Genomic DNA, 17,696 nt, shown 5'->3' with positions numbered 1-17,696 from the left:
TAGCCAATCACGGCCGCAGCCAGGGAAAAATCGCCGGGAAGCCCGTGGCATCAGTCGCCGTCATCGGGTGCGCGACCAGAAAACCCTGGACGTAAGCGCAACCGTTTGCCTTCAGCCACGCAGCTTGGGCCTCTGTTTCAACCCCCTCAGCGATCACGGTGATGCGGTAATCCGCGCACAAGCCGATGACACTGCGCACCAGCGCGGCATCCGCCGCCGAGTCCGGCAGGCGCGCCACCAAATGGCGGTCCAGCTTCAACGTGTCGATGGGCAAGTCGCGCAACATGCGCAGCGAACAGTCGCCTGCACCGAAGTCGTCCAGCGCCACGCGCACACCTAGCTCGCGCAGGCGGTGAATCTGCTTGATCGCCGTGTCGATGTTGTACATCAGCGAGGTCTCGGCCACCTCGACCTCCAGTTGCGCCGGGTCGAGCTGGTAATCCTGGATCACCCGCTGCAGTTCATCGACCAGGCTGGGCATGGAGAACTGTGCACGGCTCAGGCTGATACCCAGCACCAGTTCCGGTGCGAAGCGCTGGCACCAGGCCTGGCGCTGGGCGGCACCCTGGCGGTAGATCCAGCTGGCCAGGCGGTTGATCAACCGAGCCTCTTCCAGCAAGGGTATGAACAGCCCGGGCGGCACATCGCCGACGCTGGGGTGCTGCCAGCGCAGCAGGGCCTCGAAACCGCGTAGCTGGCCATCGGCAAAGGCCACCTGGGGTTGATACACGAGGTTGAAATCCTGGGCATCGACGGCATTGCGCACGCTGTCTTCCAGCATCAGCCGCGAGCGGGCGCGACCATTGAGTTCCTGATCATAGAAGCGATACTGCTGGCGACCGGCCTGCTTGGCCGCATACATCGCGGTATCGGCGGCGCGCAGCAGCCCTTCTACATTGCCGCCGCAGTCGGGGTAGGTGGCGATGCCGATGCTGACCCCCAGGCACACATCCATCCCCTCCACCTGCTGCTGGATCGACACCCGTTCGAGCAGCTTCTCGGCATGGCGCCCGGCTTGCTCGGGGTAAGGCAGGCCGTCGAACAGCGCCGTGAATTCGTCACCGCCCATGCGTGCCAGCAGCGCCTCGCTACCCAGGCAGTCCTTGATCTGCTCGGCGACCCAGCGCAACACCCGGTCGCCGGCCTCATGGCCCAGCGAATCGTTGATCCGCTTGAAGCCATCGAGGTCCATGTACATCAGGGCCTGGGTCTTGTTCGAGCGCTCGCCGCGCAGTAAAGCGCCTTCGGCGGCCTGGTAGAAACCGCGGCGGTTGAGCAGGCCGGTCAAGGGGTCAGTCACCGCCTGGTATTCGAGCTGCTGGTGCAGATTGCGCTCCACCGACATGTCCAGCACCGTGACCACCATCGCCTGCTGCTCCGCCGGCAGCGGCGCGCACGACAGTGCCACGGGCACCAGCTGACCACCCGGAATGCGCAGGTGGGCGTCATGGACCCGCACGATCTGCCGTGAGAGATAGGCGCTGTGGAATTCGGATTCGCTCCACAGGGTGGCGTTGGCCAATTGCAGCAGATCGAGCAGGTGGACACCCTGCAGTTGTTCGACCGGGGTATGCATCAATCGCGAGATTGCCGGGTTGGCAAAGCTGATGACACCCTCGGCTTCGACCACCAGGATGCCTTCGGCGGCATTTTCCAGGATCGAGGCGTTGAACGCCCTGGCGGCCTCCAGCTCACGGGTCAGTCGCTGCAGCATGCGCCGGTTGCGCTGCTGGTCCAGCTGCGCCTGCACCTTGGGCTTGAGAATCTGTGGATCGAACGGTTTGAACAGGTAATCCACCGCACCGCTGGCATAGCCCTTGAGCACGGCGGCATCGGACTGCTCGTTGGCGGTAAGGAAGATGATCGGGGTCAGCCGGGTTCGCTGGCTGCCGCGCATCAGGCGGGCGACCTCGAAGCCGTCCATTTCGGGCATCTGCACATCGAGCAGGACCAGATCGACCTCGTGTTCGAGCAAGGTACCCAAGGCTTCCATCCCTGAGCTTGCCGTCAACACTTGCCAATCGTTGCGTGCCAGCAAGGCCCGCATGCTGATGAGGTTTTCCGGGTAATCGTCTACCACCAGGAGAACCGATTGGCCATCCAGTGGTTGAGGGTAAGCGCCATCCATGCTGCTTCTCTTGTTTGACCGACTTCGACTTGCTATTGGATCCGATTAATACTCTAGACCTGCAGTTGCGACAAGCAATGCAATCAGATCGCTATCAGTGGATAAGTTTCACGGTAGCCGACTAACGGTCGTCTTGCAGCATTTTCGACGCATAAAAAAACCCGCATCGCTGCGGGTTTTCTTGGTACACCTGTGGATCAGTTGACCTTGGCGGCCAGTTCACCCTTCAGGTAGCGCTGGAACATGCCTTCCAGGGAGATCGGCTTGATCTTCGAGGCATTGCCGGCAGTACCGAATGCTTCGTAACGGGCGATGCACACGTCACGCATGGCTTTGACGGTTTCACCGAAGAACTTGCGCGGGTCGAACTCGCTCGGGTTCTGGGCCATCAGGCGGCGCATGGCACCGGTGGACGCCAGGCGCAGGTCGGTGTCGATGTTGACCTTGCGCACGCCGTGCTTGATGCCTTCGACGATCTCTTCGACCGGTACGCCGTAGGTCTCTTTGATGTCACCGCCGTACTGGTTGATGATCGCCAGCCACTCTTGCGGTACTGAGGAAGAACCGTGCATCACCAGGTGGGTGTTAGGGATGCGCTTGTGGATTTCCTTGATGCGGTCGATGGCCAGCACGTCACCGGTAGGCGGCTTGGTGAACTTGTAGGCACCGTGGCTGGTGCCGATGGCGATGGCCAGGGCGTCGACCTGGGTCTTCTTGACGAAGTCGGCGGCTTCTTCCGGGTCGGTCAGCATCTGGCTGTGGTCCAGCACGCCTTCGGCACCGATGCCGTCTTCTTCACCGGCCATGCCGGTTTCCAGCGAACCCAGGCAGCCCAGCTCGCCTTCCACCGAAACGCCGCAGGCGTGGGCCATGGCCACGGTCTGCTGGGTAACGCGGACGTTGTACTCGTAGTCGGTCGGGGTCTTGCCGTCTTCACCCAGCGAGCCGTCCATCATCACCGAGCTGAAGCCCAGCTGGATCGAGCGCTGGCAGACGTCAGGGCTGGTGCCGTGGTCCTGGTGCATGCACACCGGGATGTGCGGGAATTCTTCGATGGCGGCCAGGATCAGGTGGCGCAGGAACGGGGCACCGGCGTATTTGCGGGCACCGGCCGAAGCCTGGACGATCACCGGGGAGTCGGTCTTGTCGGCCGCTTCCATGATGGCGCGCATCTGCTCGAGGTTGTTGACGTTGAAAGCCGGAACGCCGTAACCGAACTCGGCGGCGTGGTCCAGCATCTGGCGCATGCTAATGAGTGCCATTGTGTATCTCTCTCCCGACAAGCGTCGTTTGTTTCGTGCAAGCCTGCCGCAGGGGCGGTTGCTGTTCAAGTAGTGTGGGCCGCCTGTGCGGCCCGGCCAGTCACGGTGCCTTGCAGCCCCGCCCAATCAGATCGTTGGTTGCCACCCAGTACACCAGGCCTTCTTCGCCCTTGGTGTGGAAGGCCAGCACGCCATCGCTGTACAGCGCGCCAGAGGCGCCCGGCTCGGCCTTGAGCCGATAGACCTGGTCTCCGCCGCCGAGGCGCACATCAACTTGGTCCCGTTGTGCATCAGCGAAGCGCCACAGCACTTCGGCTTGGGTGTCACAAACCCAGCGGGTCCAGTTGTCCGCCGGGGCGGACGGTGCAGGCTGCATCAGCGAGCATCCTGCCAGTGTCGCCAGGGCCATCGAGGCCAGCAGCGCTTTCATTACATATCCTCTAGATGACCACACAGCGGTCGCTTGGTTGCCTGCCCCGACGAAACGCTTGATTCCGTCGTTCTCTTCAAGGGCAACCCGGCGCCTGGTGCTGGTGTTCTTCGTCGTACTTTTCCAGGCCTTGCGGGCCTACGCGCTTGCTGATGACCGGCACAGTCTCGGCTTGCCACTCGGACTGGTAGCAACCGCCCTTGGGCGGCTGCGCCGGGTCGGCATCCGAAGACGGGCTGCTGGAGCAGGCGCCCAGCAGGCCGGCGAGGATCATCACAGGCAATTGCTTGACCATCAGGCCACTCCCTTTGCCAGGCGCCGCCATTGTCAGGCTTTTGCCCGCTCTTCCAGGATCGCCACGGCTGGCAACACTTTACCTTCGACGAACTCGAGGAAGGCACCGCCACCGGTAGAAATGTAGGAGATATCCTTGCTGACGCCATATTTGTCGATGGCCGCCAGGGTATCGCCACCACCGGCGATGGAGAACGCAGCGCTTTCAGCGATGGCCTTGGCCAGCACCTTGGTGCCGTTGCCGAACTGGTCGAACTCGAACACGCCGACCGGGCCGTTCCACAGGATGGTTTTCGACGACTTCAGCAGCTCGGCGAAGTTGGCAGCGGTCTGCGGGCCGATGTCCAGGATCATGTCATCGGCGGCTACGTCGGCGATGGCCTTGACGGTGGCTTCGGCGTCTTCGGCGAACGCCTTGGCAACCACGACGTCGACCGGCAGCGGCACGCTGACCTTGGCAGCAATGGCCTTGGCGGTGTCGACCAGGTCAGGCTCGTACAGCGACTTGCCAACCGGGTGGCCGGCAGCAGCCAGGAAGGTGTTGGCGATGCCGCCACCAACGATCAGCTGGTCGCAGACGCTGCTCAGGCTGTTCAGCACGTCCAGCTTGGTCGATACCTTGGAGCCGGCGACGATGGCAGCCATCGGCTTGGCCGGGGCTTTCAGGGCCTTGCCCAGTGCGTCCAGCTCGGCAGCCAGCAGCGGGCCAGCGGCAGCGACCTTGGCGAACTTGGCGACGCCATGGGTGGAGCCTTCGGCGCGGTGGGCGGTGCCGAAAGCGTCCATGACGAATACGTCGCACAGGGCAGCGTACTGCTGCGCCAGTTCGTCGGCGTTCTTCTTCTCGCCCTTGTTGAAGCGCACGTTCTCGAACAGCACCAGGTCACCGGCGTTGACCTGAACACCGCCCAGGTAATCGGCAACCAGCGGCACTTCGCGGCCCAGGGCCTTGCTCAGGTAGTCGGCAACCGGCTTGAGGCTGTTCTCGGCAGAGAACTCGCCTTCGGTCGGGCGGCCCAGGTGCGAGCAGACCATTACCGCCGCACCCTTTTCCAGGGCCAGCTTGATGGTCGGCAGCGCTGCCAGGATACGCGCATCGCTGGTTACCACACCGTCCTTCACAGGTACGTTGAGGTCTTCGCGGATCAGTACGCGCTTACCTTGCAGGTCGAGGTCGGTCATCTTCAACACGGTCATGAATGCAGTCCTTCAGGGCTGTTTGCTGCGGGTTGGGTGGACGACGTGCAGATAATGTTCGGCAACGTCGAGCATACGGTTGGCGAACCCCCATTCGTTGTCGAACCAAGCCAGCAGGTTCACCAGGCGTGGGCCTGAGACGCGGGTCTGGCTGGCATCGACGATGGCCGAATGCGGGTCATGGTTGAAATCACAGCTGGCGTGAGGCAGCTCGGTATAGGCCAGCAAGCCTTTGAGCGGGCCGCTCTGCGCCGCCTCGCGCAGCACCCGGTTGACCTCGGCCGCGCTGGTGTCGCGGGCGGTCTGCAGGGTGATGTCCAGGCACGAGACGTTGACGGTCGGCACGCGTACCGCTTTGGCCTGGATTCGCCCGGCAAGTTCCGGAAGCAGGCGTTCGATGCCGCGCGCCAGGCCCGTGGACACCGGGATCACCGACTGGAAGGCCGAGCGCGTGCGGCGCAGGTCTTCGTGGTGATAGGCGTCGATCACCGGCTGGTCGTTCATCGCCGAGTGGATGGTGGTGATCTGCACGTACTCGATGCCGAACGCCTGGTCCAGCACGCGCAGCAGCGGTACGCCGCAGTTGGTGGTGCAGGAGGCGTTGGACACCAGGCGCTCGTTACCCGTCAGGCAATCCTGGTTGATGCCATAGACCACGGTGGCGTCGACATCGGCCTCGCTGGCCATGGGCTGCGAAAACAATACGCGCGGTGCACCGGCATCGAGGAAACGCTGGCCATCGGCACGGGTGTGGTAGACGCCGGAGCACTCCAGCACCAGGTCGACACCCAGGGCGGCCCAGTCGATGCCTTCAGGGGTGGCGCTGCGCATGACTTTCACGCAGTCGCCATTGATATGCAGACAGTCGCCGTCGACTTTCACCTCGCCGGGGAATCGCCCGTGGGTGGAGTCGAAGCGTGTCAGGTATTCGATGCTGGCCTGGTCGGCCAGGTCGTTCAGCGCAACGATCTCGAAACCGGCCTTTGCCCCCCGCTCGAACAGTGCGCGCAGGACACAGCGGCCGATGCGGCCGTAACCGTTGAGTGCAACTTTGTAGGGACGCGGGTGGGACATTCGGTGCTCACGAGACAGTTTTATTGTCATCAGCCTGCGGCATTGAGTGTCGCCCCTATTCGCGGGCAAGCCCGCTCCCACAGGGTCATCTGCAACCTCTGTGGGAGCGGGCTTGCCCGCGAATCAGGGGCGACACCGCCCGCAGATCTTTACATCAGTCTTCCAGCAGCTCTTCGGCGGTGCCCAGGATGTTTTCCAGGGTGAAGCCGAATTCCTCGAACAGTGCAGCGGCCGGGGCCGACTCACCGTAGGTGGTCATGCCGATGACACGACCTTCCAGGCCGACGTACTTGTACCAGAAGTCCGCGTGGGCAGCTTCGATGGCGATGCGCGCAGCGACTTCGACCGGCAGTACCGACTGCTTGTAGGCAGCGTCCTGGGCATCGAACACGCTGGTGCAAGGCATGGAAACCACGCGCACCTTGCGGCCCTGCTCGGTCAGCTTGGCCTGAGCCTGAACAGCCAGGCCCACTTCCGAACCGGTAGCGATCAGGATCAGCTCAGGCTCGCCAGCGCAGTCCTTGAGCACGTAGCCGCCGCGGCTGATGTCGGCGATCTGCTGGGCGTCGCGCGCCTGGTGCTGCAGGTTCTGGCGCGAGAAGATCAGCGCCGACGGGCCGTCCTTGCGCTCCAGGGCGTTTTTCCAGGACACGGCCGACTCGACCGCGTCGGCTGGGCGCCAGGTGTCCAGATTCGGCGTGCTGCGCAGGCTGGTCAGCTGCTCGATCGGCTGGTGAGTCGGGCCGTCTTCGCCCAGGCCGATGGAGTCGTGGGTGTAGACGTGGATCACACGCTGCTTCATCAGCGCCGACATGCGCACGGCATTGCGGGCGTATTCCATGAACATCAGGAAGGTTGCGCCGTAAGGTACCAGGCCACCGTGCAGGGCAACGCCGTTCATGATGGCGGTCATGCCGAACTCACGCACGCCGTAGAACACGTAGTTGCCGTTGGCATCGTTGGCTTCGACGCCCTTGCAGCCCTTCCACAGGGTCAGGTTGGAGCCGGCCAGGTCAGCCGAACCGCCGAGGAACTCAGGCAGCATCGGGCCGAAGGCGTTGAGCGCATTCTGGCTGGCCTTGCGGCTGGCGATGGTTTCGCCTTTGGCGGCTACTTCATTGATGTAGGCCTGTGCCTTCTCGCTGAAGTCGGCCGGCAGCTCGCCGCTGTCACGGCGCTTGAACTCGGCAGCCAGCTCTGGGTAGGCCTTGGCGTAGGCGTCGAAACGCTGGTTCCAGTCGGCTTCGGCCTTGGCACCGGCAGCCTTGGCATCCCACTCGGCGTAGATGTCGGCCGGGATCTCGAACGGGCCGTGGTTCCAGTTCAGTTCCTTGCGGGCCAGGGCGATTTCGTCGTTGCCCAGCGGTGCGCCGTGGCAGTCTTCCTTGCCCTGCTTGTTCGGCGAACCGAAACCGATGATGGTCTTGCAGCAGATCAGGGTCGGACGGTCGCTCTTGCGCGCGGTCTCGATGGCCATCTTGATTTCGTCGGCATCGTGGCCGTTGACGTTACGGATGACCTGCCAGTTGTAGGCTTCGAAGCGCGCCGGGGTGTTGTCAGTGAACCAGCCGTGCACTTCGCCGTCGATGGAAATGCCATTGTCGTCGTAGAAGGCGATCAGCTTGTTCAGGCCCAGGGTGCCGGCCAGCGAGGCGACTTCATGGGAAATGCCTTCCATCATGCAGCCGTCGCCGAGGAACACATAGGTGTTGTGGTCGACGATGTTGTGGCCGTCACGGTTGAACTGGGCGGCCAGCACTTTCTCGGCCAGGGCGAAGCCCACGGCGTTGGCAATGCCTTGGCCGAGCGGGCCGGTGGTGGTCTCGACACCTGGGGTGTAGCCGTATTCCGGGTGGCCCGGGGTACGGCTGTGCAGCTGGCGGAAGCCTTTGATGTCATCAATGGTGACATCGTAGCCAGTCAGGTGCAGCAGCGAGTAGATGAGCATCGAGCCGTGGCCGTTGGACAGCACGAAGCGGTCACGGTCAGCGAACTTCGGGTTGCTCGGGTTGTGCTTCATGTAGTCGCGCCAAAGCACTTCGGCGATATCCGCCATGCCCATAGGGGCACCTGGGTGGCCGCTGTTGGCCTTTTGCACGGCATCCATGCTGAGGGCACGAATGGCGTTGGCACGTTCACGACGGCTGGGCATCGCTTATCTCCTGGGGCTTGAATAGGTGGTGTCACGAAAAAGGCGGCCATTTTCGCCCACTGCGGGGGCCGGGGGCAATGACGGATGGTCGCAGTTGGGGGATTTTCCTGTGATTGGCCTCCATAACGGCGAAAAAACCGCCAGGGCCTCCCGCCCATCAGTCAATATCAAAACTTTTTGATATTGACCTTGCGGGGGCAGCCCTGCCTGTCTAGACTGCCGCCCCATGAACCTCCGTGCGCAACCGATCCCTCAGCAAAGCGACACACTGGCCGCCCTGTGCAAGGCCAGTGGCGATGAGCTGCGCCTGAACGTATTGCGCGCCCTGGCCAGTGATTCGTTTGGCGTGCTGGAACTGGCGCAGATCTTCGACGTCGGCCAGTCGGGCATGAGCCACCACCTCAAGGTACTGGCCCAGGCCGAACTGGTAGCCACGCGGCGCGAAGGCAATGCGATTTTCTACCGTCGTGCCCTGCCCGACGGCCAGCGCTTCGGCGGGCGCCTGCACATGGCCCTGCTCGATGAGGTCGACGACCTGACCTTGCCGGAAAGTGTCCAGGCCCGTATCGCCCAGGTGCAGCAACGCCGCGCCGCCACCAGCCAGGACTTCTTCCTGCGTGTGGAAGAAAAATTCCGTGCCCAGCAAGACCTCATCGCCGGTTTGCCACAGTACCGCGAAAGCCTGTTGGCGCTGCTCGACAAGCTGAACTTCGCGCCGACTGCCAGCGCCCTGGAAGTCGGCCCCGGCGATGGCGGTTTCCTGCCAGACCTGGCACGGCGCTTTGCCCAGGTCACGGCCCTGGACAACAGCCCGACCATGCTCGAGCTGGCGCGCCAGGTTTGCGAACGCGAACGCCTGGGTAATGTAAACCTGCAGTTGGCCGATGCACTGGGTGCAACGGATGTGGAAGCCGACTGCGTTGTGCTGAACATGGTCCTGCACCATTTCAGCGACCCGGCCCTGGCCCTGCGCCAGCTGGCCAAACGGGTGAAGGCAGGCGGCAGCCTGCTGGTCACCGAACTGTGCAGCCATGACCAGGGTTGGGCGCGGGAAGCCTGCGGCGACCTCTGGCTCGGCTTCGAACAGGACGACCTGGCCCGTTGGGCCACAGCAGCCGGGCTGGCCCCCGGGGACAGCCTCTATGTGGGCTTGCGTAACGGTTTCCAGATCCAGGTCCGCCATTTTCAGCGGACGGCTGGCGACACTCACCATCGGTAAATTTTAGGAACCCGTCGAGATGAGCGAATACTCCCTTTTCACCTCCGAGTCCGTGTCCGAAGGGCATCCGGACAAGATCGCCGACCAGATTTCGGACGCGGTCCTTGATGCCATCATCACCCAGGACAAGTACGCCCGCGTAGCGTGCGAAACCCTGGTCAAGACCGGTGTCGCCATCATCGCCGGCGAAGTCACCACCTCCGCCTGGGTCGACCTGGAAGAGCTGGTGCGCAAGGTCATCATCGACATCGGCTACAACAGCTCCGACGTCGGCTTCGACGGCGCCACCTGCGCCGTGATGAACATCATCGGCAAACAGTCGGTGGACATCGCCCAGGGCGTCGACCGCTCCAAGCCGGAAGACCAGGGCGCGGGCGACCAGGGCCTGATGTTCGGCTACGCCAGCAACGAAACCGACGTGCTGATGCCAGCGCCGATCTGCTTCTCGCACCGTCTGGTCGAGCGCCAGGCCGAAGCGCGCAAGTCCGGCCTGCTGCCGTGGCTGCGCCCGGATGCCAAGTCGCAGGTCACCTGCCGTTACGAGAACGGCAAGGTCGTCGGTATCGACGCGGTGGTGCTGTCGACCCAGCACAACCCTGAGGTCTCGCTGAAAGACCTGCAGGAAGCCGTAATGGAGCTGATCGTCAAGCACACCCTGCCGGCCGAACTGCTGCACAAAGGCACCCAGTTCCACATCAACCCGACCGGCAACTTCATCATCGGTGGCCCGGTGGGCGACTGCGGCCTGACCGGCCGCAAGATCATCGTCGACTCCTACGGCGGCATGGCCCGTCACGGTGGTGGCGCGTTCTCCGGCAAGGACCCGTCCAAGGTCGACCGTTCCGCCGCCTACGCCGGCCGCTACGTGGCCAAGAACATCGTTGCCGCCGGCCTGGCCGAGCGTTGCGAGATCCAGGTATCCTACGCCATCGGCGTGGCCCAGCCGACCTCCATCTCGATCAACACCTTCGGCACCGGCAAGGTTTCCGACGACAAGATCATCCAGATCGTACGCGAGTGCTTCGACCTGCGCCCGTACGCCATCACCAAGATGCTCGACCTGCTGCACCCGATGTACCAGGAAACCGCAGCCTACGGCCACTTCGGCCGTGAGCCACAGCAGAAGACTGTCGGCGACGACACCTTCACCACCTTCACCTGGGAACGCACCGACCGCGCCCAGGCGCTGCGTGACGCTGCCGGCCTGTAATTCTCCTACAGCGGTAAATGAAAGCCCCTGCCGAGTGATCGGCAGGGGCTTTTTTTGTGACATATCGGCTGACAACTGCGCGGCGCAACGCTCGCTGCCGTTGCCTAGGCTGAGGCTTCCCCTCCGCCAAGCAAGGATGCTGGCCATGCCGTTCGTGCTCCTGTTCCTGCTCTTTCTATCGCTCAACGCGCAAGCCGCTGACTGCCCAACCTGGTCAGCCGAACGGGCTCGCACAGAAGTCACCCGCCTGCGCGAGGCGGTCAGCCAATGGGATGACCACTACCATCGCCTGGGCGAGTCGCTGGTGCCCGATGAGGTCTACGACCAAAGCCGCCAACGCCTGCTGCATCTGCAAAGCTGCTTCGCACTGCAGAGCGAACTGGATTCACTGGCCAGCGCACGCGGGCCGATTGCCCACCCGATCCGCCACACTGGCGTCGACAAGCTCTCGAATGAACAGGCCGTCAGCCAATGGATGGCCGGCAAGACAGGCGTCTGGCTGCAACCGAAGGTCGATGGCGTCGCGGTGACCCTGGTCTATCGCCAAGGCAGGCTGGTCCAGCTGCTCAGTCGGGGCGACGGCAAACAGGGGCATGACTGGAGCCGGCATATCGAGGTTCTGGACGGCATCAACCGGCAGTTGCCCAAGCCACTGGACCTGATTCTGCAAGGGGAGCTGTACCTGCGCCTGGATGACCATGTGCAAGCGCGCAAGGGTAGCGTCAATGCTCGTGGCACCGTCGCGGGATTGCTGGCGCGCAAGCAACTGGCCCGTGAACAAGGCGCTGGCATTGCGCTGTTTGTCTGGGACTGGCCACAAGGGCCAAGCGATCAGGGCGAGCGCGTGGCTCAGCTGGCTGCACTGGGGTTTCCCGATAGTCAGCGCTACAGCGTGGCCATCAACAGCGCTGGCGAGGCTGCGCACTGGCGCCAGCATTGGTATCGCTCTGCCCTGCCCTTCGCCACGGATGGCGTGATCCTGCGCCAGAACACACGGCCAGCCGCTGAACGCTGGCAGACCAATGCACCTTACTGGATTGCAGCCTGGAAGCATCCCTTTGCCCGGGTGTTGAGCGAAGTACGTGACGTGCACTTTCGCATAGGCCGCACGGGCCGAATCACACCGGTCCTGAAGCTGCAGCCGGTACAACTCGACGACCGCCGTGTTACCCAGGTGAGCCTGGGCTCCCTGGCTCGCTGGCAGGCACTCGATATTCGCCCGGGGGACCAGGTAGCCATCAGCCTGGCGGGGTTGACCATCCCGCGATTCGAACAAATTGTGCACCGCGCCACCGAGCGCCAAGACTTGACGGTTCCTGCGCTGGATCAATACGGCGCCTTGACCTGCTGGCAAGCTGGTGAAAACTGCGAAGAGCAATTCATAGCTCGCCTCACCTGGCTCAGTGGCAAACATGGCCTGGCCATGCCGGGCACCGGGCCCGGCACTTGGCGACGGCTGGTACAGGCAGGGCTGGTAACGTCGCTGAGCGACTGGCTGGAGCTGGACGCCGAGCGACTGGCCCAGTTGCCTGCCATCAGCGATACCAGCGCCAGGCGCTTGCAACGGAGCTTCGAGGCTGGGCGCGCCAGGCCTTTCGACCAATGGATCAGAGGTCTTGGCGTGCCGATACCACGCAATTTGCCGCTCGAGGACGACTGGGCGACCCTCGCCCGGCGCTCAGCCGCCGAATGGCAAGCCCTGCCCGGCATTGGCGCAATCCGTGCCAGCCAACTACAAGCATTTTTTGCGGCTGAGCACGTGCAGGCCCTGGCTCAACAGCTGAGCGAAAGCGGCATCCAGGGGTTCCCTGCCGCTGCCACCCGTGTGAGGCAATGAGTTTTAACAAAAACTGTTGTAGGAATATGCCTGGATTGTTCCAGAAATATCCAACAAGGGTTCCTAAATCGTCAAAAGCAAGGCAGGATTTGCCCCATCTTTTGCTGCCCCGCCCCCTCAAGGAGGCTTTGATGAAATTGATTTCCACCCTGGCACTGCTGACCACGCTGGGTCTCGCTGCCGGCGTCGCCCAAGCCGCCCAACCCGAAGAAGGCCTGACCGGTTGCGCCGCCAAGCGCAGTGCCATCGAGAACCAGCTGAAAATCGCCCGCGACCACGGCAACAGCGATCAGGTGTCAGGGCTCGAGGAAGCACTGCGTGGTGTCGACAACTGCACCGACGCCAGCCTGCGCAAAGAGCGCGAGCAGAAAGTGCTCGATGCCCGCCATGAAGTGGCACAGCGCGAGAAAGACCTGAAGAAGGCCGAGAAAAAAGGCGACGCGGAAAAGATCAACAAGCGCAAGGACAAGCTTGCCGAGTCCCGTAAAGAGTTGCAGGAAGCCGTGGACGACCTGGACCGCTGATCCTTACTGATCGCCTGTTGACCCAGGCGATCAATGATTGCGGAATTCGTTATGGCACGCCTTGCACGCCGCCTCAACCTTGTCCATCGGTGCCTTCAATTGCGCCGCGTCCAATGGCTGGGTCCGCGTCACGTCGACCAACTCACCGGTCACACCCTCCAGTTGCCGGGCAAGGTCATGGAAGTGCGCCTGCCGCTCCCACACCTCCGGCCGTGCGCTACTGTCGCCCTCATCCCGCACCTGCGGAAAATGCTGCCACGGCGCATGGGCAAGGCCATCGAGCTTCAACGCACCATCGGCGAACTTCACCCCGTCGAAGGGCAAGCGGCCGCGCAACATGCCGCCCATGTCTTCGCTGGTCTTGAGCATGTCCTTGAAGATTGCCTTGCGCTTGCCCAGCGGCGAGTTGGGGTCGACCCGGTCACAGGCAGTCAGGGCAAGGGCAGCCAGCAGTACTACGGTCAATCGCTTGAACATCACGGTCACTTCAGCCTACGCAAAGGGGCGGCCAGTATCGCCGCCCGCCAGGCAAAGACCAATAGCCACATAAAACACAAGGGCGAATCTTCATGTTCGCCATCCACAGGTACCCATTGATGAAATCTGCCCTGCGCCATCTGGCCTGGACACTCCCGGCACTCGCCCTGCTGGCCGGCTGCAACGGCGGCGAAAACGCCAAGCCCGAGCCTCATGCCATCGCCACCTATGCCCCTGCCACCTGGAAAGACCTGCCCGCAGTCAGCGATGAAGATCTGCTGGCCGGCTTCTATGCCTGGCGCAGTGGCTGCGAAAAGCTCAAACGCGACCCGGTGTGGGCCGCCACCTGCGAAGCGGCCGGCAGCGACACGGCGAGCGCCACCCAGGTGCGCACGTTCCTTGAGCAGAACCTGCAGGTGTATGGCCTGCGTTCCGCCGACAACAACGCCAACGGCCTGATCACCGGTTACTACGAACCGGTCTACCCTGGCAGCCTGAAGCGTACCGAAGTGGCGCATGTGGCGGTTTATGGCGTACCCGATGACATGATCGTGGTCGACCTGGCCAGCGTGTACCCAGAGCTCAAGGGCAAGCGCCTGCGTGGCCGCCTGGACGGTCGCGTGCTCAAGCCCTATGACACCGCCGAAGTGATCAGCCGCGATGGCGTCAAGGCGCCCGTACTGGCCTGGCTGACCGACCCGATGGACCTGCAGTTCCTGCAGATTCAGGGCTCAGGCCGGATCCAACTGGAAGATGGCCGCCAGCTGCGGCTGGGCTACGCCGACCAGAATGGCCACCCCTACCGGCCAATCGGCCGCTGGCTGGTAGAGCAAGGCCAGTTGAAAAAAGAAGACGTGACCATGGGCAGCATCCACGCCTGGGCCATGGCCAACCCGCAGCGCGTGCCGGAACTGCTGGCCAGTAACCCTAGCTATGTGTTCTTCAGTGCTCGCCCGGACAGCAACGAAGGGCCGCGCGGCTCGCTGAACGTGCCGCTGACCGCTGGATATAGCGTGGCCATCGACCGCAAAGTGATTCCGCTGGGTAGCCTGCTGTGGCTGTCCACTACGCGCCCGGATGGCTCGCCGGTGATACGCCCGGTGGGGGCTCAGGACACGGGCGGAGCGATTGCTGGCGAAGTGCGCGCGGACCTGTTCTGGGGGACCGGGCCAGAGGCTGGGGAATTGGCGGGAAACATGAAGCAGCAAGGGCAGATCTGGATGCTGTGGCCAAAGGGCAAGCCGCTGCCTGAAGTACCGAAAGTCCTCTGACTCGGCGTTGGATGCTTCGCGGGCTCGCCCGCTCCCACAGGTACACCACAGCCCTTGAATGCTGCGTTTTACCTGTGGGAGCGGGCAAGCCCGCGAAGCAGGCGACTCGGTTTCAGACAGAAACCACGAAGAACGACACGATCAACGCCAACCCGGCAAACCACACGAGAGACCGCAGCGCCGCCCAGTCCGCCAGATAGCAGATGATGTAGAGCAGGCGACTGGTGATATACATCACCCCCAGCACATCCTGGGTCACCTGCTCGGCATTACCGACGATATCGGCCACCAGCACCGCCGCCGCGAACGCCGGAAAAGCCTCGTAGCTATTTTGCTGGGCAGCATGCGCACGGCGCGGCAAGCCCGACAGCGTGTCGAGGAAGGCGCGCGGGTCGTGGTTGTCCTTGAGGCCAAAGCGGCCGCTCGAAACCTTGGCGATCAATGCGCACAGCGGCGCCAGGAACAACGCGATGAGAATGCACCACAGGGCAACGGTCATGGACTGGATTCCTTGTTCGATCGAGAGGTCAGAGCTTCATCACCAGCATGCCTGCCAGGACCAGCCCGCAAGCTAGGAGTCTCGGCCCGCCAAAAGGTTCTTTGAGGTAGCGCATGCCCAGCAGTACCACCAGTATCACACTCAATTCGCGCAAGGCCGCCGCTTCGGCCACCGACCCCAGGTGCATGGCCCACAACACCAGTGCGTAACTGAACAGCACGCAGAAGCCCACCGCCAACCCCAAGCGCCATTGGGTGCGCCAGAACAGCACGAACGGTGCCCGCCGGGCCACGCTGGCCAGCAACGGGAATGGCCAGGCGCTGAGCAGCGTCAACCACACCAGGTAGTCCCAAGGCTTACCCCACAACCGCACCGCCTGGCCGTCAAACCAGGTGTAGCAACCGATGCACAGCCCGATCAGCGCAACCACCGGCAGCATCGACCACGGCAACCGGTCACCGCCGCCGCCCTGCCACAACAGGCACGCCATGCCACACGGGATCAGCAGGATGCCGATGATCTGCTGCGAGCTGAGCGACTCACCGGCAAACGCCAGGGTCAGCCCCAGCACCACCAGCGGCGACAGACCGCGCATCAGAGGATAGACCAACCCCAGGTCACCGACCCGATAGGCCTGGATCAGCAGAAACCGGTACAACTGCTCGGCCAGCGCCGAAGCCAGCAGCCAAGGCCAGATCTCGGCGGGAGGGAACTCGGTGAAGGCCACCGCGCACACGGCGAACAGCAGAGCCACGACGTCCATGCTGGCGATCACCAGCAAGCGCTCGGCACTGAATTTGATCAGGGTGTTCCAGGTCGCGTGCAGCAGGGCGGCGACCAATACCAAAGAAGTTGCCAGCACGCGAGAGAGTCCTTGCCTTGGGTTCAAATGGGTTCGCAGCACTATACCTCGGGGCAGAGTCCGGCTACGGAAAAAGACTACAAGTTCAGTCGAAGTTTCAGTCCTCTCAGAAAGCCGTCTCTCTCCGCATCATTCAATACACTCATCACGGACCGCACCGCACGTAGTTGTGCGCTCGTGCTGCACCTGAACGCAGCCACCACTACGAATACACACTCACTTACGAAACACGATTGACGCTTCAATACTCGCAGGTTTAGGATCGCCGTAACGCATGGGGTAACCCGTGCCTACCTTCCGAGGCCCGCGATGCGCAAGCAAGCGGGCTTTCGTGTTTCTGGGGGCAAGGAAACCCGGAACTCATGACTCACTTTGTGGCCTATCTCGACGAATTCGGCCATGTCGGGCAATACATCTCGCGTACACACAGCCACTTCAAGACCAGCCCCGTGTTTGGCCTGGGTGGGATTCTTCTCCCAGCTGAAGAAGTGCGAGAGTTCGCCATCTTCTTCTATCAACTGAAATGCCAGCTACTTGCCTGGGACATCGCCCATGAGAATCCCAGGCGCCTCCCCGCCTACCAGTGGGAAAAGAAAGGTTCCAAACTCTTCACGACACGTAACGTCACGCAATACCGATCATTAAGGCAGGCAACGTTTCGCCTGCTCAATCACATCCGGAAGATTGGTGGGTATGTCATCTATGCGGGCGAGCACAAGACCGGTCCAACCAAGCAGCACGACGCGACTGATACATTCCGACGCCAACTGTTACACGCAGTAAGAACGATCGATCGTTACTGCATTCCGTCCGCCTCGACCTTCATGCTCCTGCTGGATGAGCAGCGCGCTGGCAATGAGTGGCGTGAACGAAATGTAGAAGCCTGCACACTGGCAATGTTCGAAGATGCCACTGAAAAATGCCGAAGCCTGGTAGAGCCTCCCCTGCAGGGCGAAAGCCACCTCTTCCAGACCCTGCAATGCGCAGACTGGATCTGCGGCTTGGTGGGGCGTTTGATGGCGATGTCTGTTTCACCTGAGGAGTACCCTGACTGGGAGCCTTTCGACAGATATTTCTCAGACCGAATCGCTGAAGTCGCCCTGCCGGGCTCAGGTTTGCAGCGTCAGCCCGTCAAGTTGCCGGTCGGCAAGCACCCAACGGCCAGAACAGAAGCCTGAAGCCACATGCAGGAAACCTCGCAATGGATACGCGGTCTACCTGTACAGTCAAAAAGTGTGTCCCGCCCCCCTCGCCAGATCA

General features: G+C 62.6%; 16 protein-coding genes. 6 read left to right on the top strand and 10 right to left on the bottom strand.

The genetic code is table 11. The features are described 5' to 3' along the window. Positions 1-7: 7 nt before the first annotated feature. The 7 genes from N430_RS04505 to tkt all read right to left on the bottom strand — a co-directional run bounded on the left by N430_RS04505 (position 8) and on the right by tkt (position 8,537). The gene (locus tag N430_RS04505; RefSeq protein ID WP_110633324.1) at positions 8-2,128 is read right to left on the bottom strand and encodes a bifunctional diguanylate cyclase/phosphodiesterase; all 2,121 of its coding nucleotides are present in this window, start codon (positions 2,126-2,128) and stop codon (positions 8-10) included. A gap of 197 nt (positions 2,129-2,325) precedes the next feature. Then, on the bottom strand, positions 2,326-3,390 hold the full coding sequence (gene fba, locus N430_RS04500) for a class II fructose-bisphosphate aldolase (RefSeq protein ID WP_008093958.1): 1,065 nt from the start codon (positions 3,388-3,390) through the stop codon (positions 2,326-2,328). Positions 3,391-3,490: 100 nt separating this feature from the next. Continuing rightward, positions 3,491-3,820, bottom strand: coding sequence for an MliC family protein (locus tag N430_RS04495; RefSeq protein ID WP_110633321.1), 330 nt, complete (start codon positions 3,818-3,820; stop codon positions 3,491-3,493). A 76-nt stretch (positions 3,821-3,896) separates the two neighbouring features. Then, entirely contained in the window at positions 3,897-4,115 is a 219-nt protein-coding gene (locus N430_RS04490; RefSeq protein ID WP_110633789.1) for a hypothetical protein, read from the bottom strand. A gap of 32 nt (positions 4,116-4,147) precedes the next feature. Continuing rightward, on the bottom strand, positions 4,148-5,311 hold the full coding sequence (locus N430_RS04485; protein WP_110633318.1) for a phosphoglycerate kinase: 1,164 nt from the start codon (positions 5,309-5,311) through the stop codon (positions 4,148-4,150). Between the two features lie 12 nt (positions 5,312-5,323). Next, complete coding sequence (gene epd / locus N430_RS04480) at positions 5,324-6,385, bottom strand: erythrose-4-phosphate dehydrogenase (protein WP_110633315.1); 1,062 nt, start codon at positions 6,383-6,385, stop codon at positions 5,324-5,326. A 154-nt stretch (positions 6,386-6,539) separates the two neighbouring features. Next, the gene (gene tkt, locus N430_RS04475) at positions 6,540-8,537 is read right to left on the bottom strand and encodes a transketolase (RefSeq protein WP_110633312.1); all 1,998 of its coding nucleotides are present in this window, start codon (positions 8,535-8,537) and stop codon (positions 6,540-6,542) included. 226 nt (positions 8,538-8,763) lie between these two features. Here tkt and N430_RS04470 point away from each other — a divergent pair, with 226 nt between their 5' ends. The 4 genes from N430_RS04470 (at position 8,764) to N430_RS04455 (ending at position 13,327) form a co-directional block, all read left to right on the top strand. Then, complete coding sequence (locus N430_RS04470; protein ID WP_110633309.1) at positions 8,764-9,756, top strand: metalloregulator ArsR/SmtB family transcription factor; 993 nt, start codon at positions 8,764-8,766, stop codon at positions 9,754-9,756. Between the two features lie 19 nt (positions 9,757-9,775). Beyond that, a complete protein-coding gene (gene metK / locus N430_RS04465) occupies positions 9,776-10,966 on the top strand; it encodes a methionine adenosyltransferase (protein ID WP_103445962.1) in 1,191 nt (396 codons plus the stop codon). Positions 10,967-11,111: 145 nt separating this feature from the next. After that, positions 11,112-12,803 (top strand): NAD-dependent DNA ligase LigB, encoded by a 1,692-nt coding sequence (ligB, locus tag N430_RS04460; RefSeq protein ID WP_110633306.1) that lies wholly within the window; start codon positions 11,112-11,114, stop codon positions 12,801-12,803. Between the two features lie 131 nt (positions 12,804-12,934). Then, positions 12,935-13,327: a DUF1090 domain-containing protein gene (locus N430_RS04455; RefSeq protein WP_110633303.1), complete on the top strand. Its 393-nt coding sequence runs from the start codon at positions 12,935-12,937 to the stop codon at positions 13,325-13,327. Between the two features lie 30 nt (positions 13,328-13,357). Here N430_RS04455 and N430_RS04450 read toward each other — a convergent pair whose 3' ends face one another. Continuing rightward, entirely contained in the window at positions 13,358-13,804 is a 447-nt protein-coding gene (locus tag N430_RS04450; RefSeq protein ID WP_110633300.1) for a cytochrome c, read from the bottom strand. A gap of 119 nt (positions 13,805-13,923) precedes the next feature. Here N430_RS04450 and N430_RS04445 point away from each other — a divergent pair, with 119 nt between their 5' ends. Further along, positions 13,924-15,075 (top strand): murein transglycosylase A, encoded by a 1,152-nt coding sequence (locus tag N430_RS04445; protein ID WP_110633297.1) that lies wholly within the window; start codon positions 13,924-13,926, stop codon positions 15,073-15,075. A gap of 112 nt (positions 15,076-15,187) precedes the next feature. On the opposite strand, the gene N430_RS04435 is transcribed toward N430_RS04445, so the two are convergent. Together N430_RS04435 and N430_RS04430 are read right to left on the bottom strand one after the other, a co-directional pair. Further along, positions 15,188-15,574: an MAPEG family protein gene (locus N430_RS04435; RefSeq protein ID WP_110633294.1), complete on the bottom strand. Its 387-nt coding sequence runs from the start codon at positions 15,572-15,574 to the stop codon at positions 15,188-15,190. Positions 15,575-15,602: 28 nt separating this feature from the next. Then, on the bottom strand, positions 15,603-16,436 hold the full coding sequence (locus N430_RS04430) for an EamA family transporter (RefSeq protein WP_110633290.1): 834 nt from the start codon (positions 16,434-16,436) through the stop codon (positions 15,603-15,605). 362 nt (positions 16,437-16,798) lie between these two features. Here N430_RS04430 and N430_RS04425 point away from each other — a divergent pair, with 362 nt between their 5' ends. Then, complete coding sequence (locus N430_RS04425; protein WP_110633288.1) at positions 16,799-17,614, top strand: DUF3800 domain-containing protein; 816 nt, start codon at positions 16,799-16,801, stop codon at positions 17,612-17,614. Positions 17,615-17,696: the final 82 nt, after the last annotated feature.

Origin of the sequence: Pseudomonas sp. CC120222-01a (assembly GCF_003097235.1) — a bacterium.
Classification (GTDB): domain Bacteria; phylum Pseudomonadota; class Gammaproteobacteria; order Pseudomonadales; family Pseudomonadaceae; genus Aquipseudomonas.
Note: the sequence above shows the minus strand (reverse complement) of the source record. Positions and strands in the feature narration are given on the sequence as shown.

Excerpts from the sequence above, each read along its gene's own strand:
- N430_RS04435 (WP_110633294.1), bottom strand. The coding sequence starts at position 15,574 with ATGACCGTTGCCCTGTGGTGCATTCTCATCGCGTTGTTCCTGGCGCCG.
- N430_RS04485 (WP_110633318.1), bottom strand. The coding sequence starts at position 5,311 with ATGACCGTGTTGAAGATGACCGACCTCGACCTGCAAGGTAAGCGCGTA.
- N430_RS04505 (WP_110633324.1), bottom strand. The coding sequence starts at position 2,128 with ATGGATGGCGCTTACCCTCAACCACTGGATGGCCAATCGGTTCTCCTG.
- N430_RS04455 (WP_110633303.1), top strand. The coding sequence starts at position 12,935 with ATGAAATTGATTTCCACCCTGGCACTGCTGACCACGCTGGGTCTCGCT.
- N430_RS04490 (WP_110633789.1), bottom strand. The coding sequence starts at position 4,115 with ATGGTCAAGCAATTGCCTGTGATGATCCTCGCCGGCCTGCTGGGCGCC.
- N430_RS04425 (WP_110633288.1), top strand. The coding sequence starts at position 16,799 with ATGACTCACTTTGTGGCCTATCTCGACGAATTCGGCCATGTCGGGCAA.
- N430_RS04470 (WP_110633309.1), top strand. The coding sequence starts at position 8,764 with ATGAACCTCCGTGCGCAACCGATCCCTCAGCAAAGCGACACACTGGCC.
- N430_RS04445 (WP_110633297.1), top strand. The coding sequence starts at position 13,924 with ATGAAATCTGCCCTGCGCCATCTGGCCTGGACACTCCCGGCACTCGCC.
- metK (WP_103445962.1), top strand. The coding sequence starts at position 9,776 with ATGAGCGAATACTCCCTTTTCACCTCCGAGTCCGTGTCCGAAGGGCAT.
- fba (WP_008093958.1), bottom strand. The coding sequence starts at position 3,390 with ATGGCACTCATTAGCATGCGCCAGATGCTGGACCACGCCGCCGAGTTC.
- N430_RS04495 (WP_110633321.1), bottom strand. The coding sequence starts at position 3,820 with ATGAAAGCGCTGCTGGCCTCGATGGCCCTGGCGACACTGGCAGGATGC.
- tkt (WP_110633312.1), bottom strand. The coding sequence starts at position 8,537 with ATGCCCAGCCGTCGTGAACGTGCCAACGCCATTCGTGCCCTCAGCATG.
- epd (WP_110633315.1), bottom strand. The coding sequence starts at position 6,385 with ATGTCCCACCCGCGTCCCTACAAAGTTGCACTCAACGGTTACGGCCGC.
- ligB (WP_110633306.1), top strand. The coding sequence starts at position 11,112 with ATGCCGTTCGTGCTCCTGTTCCTGCTCTTTCTATCGCTCAACGCGCAA.
- N430_RS04450 (WP_110633300.1), bottom strand. The coding sequence starts at position 13,804 with ATGTTCAAGCGATTGACCGTAGTACTGCTGGCTGCCCTTGCCCTGACT.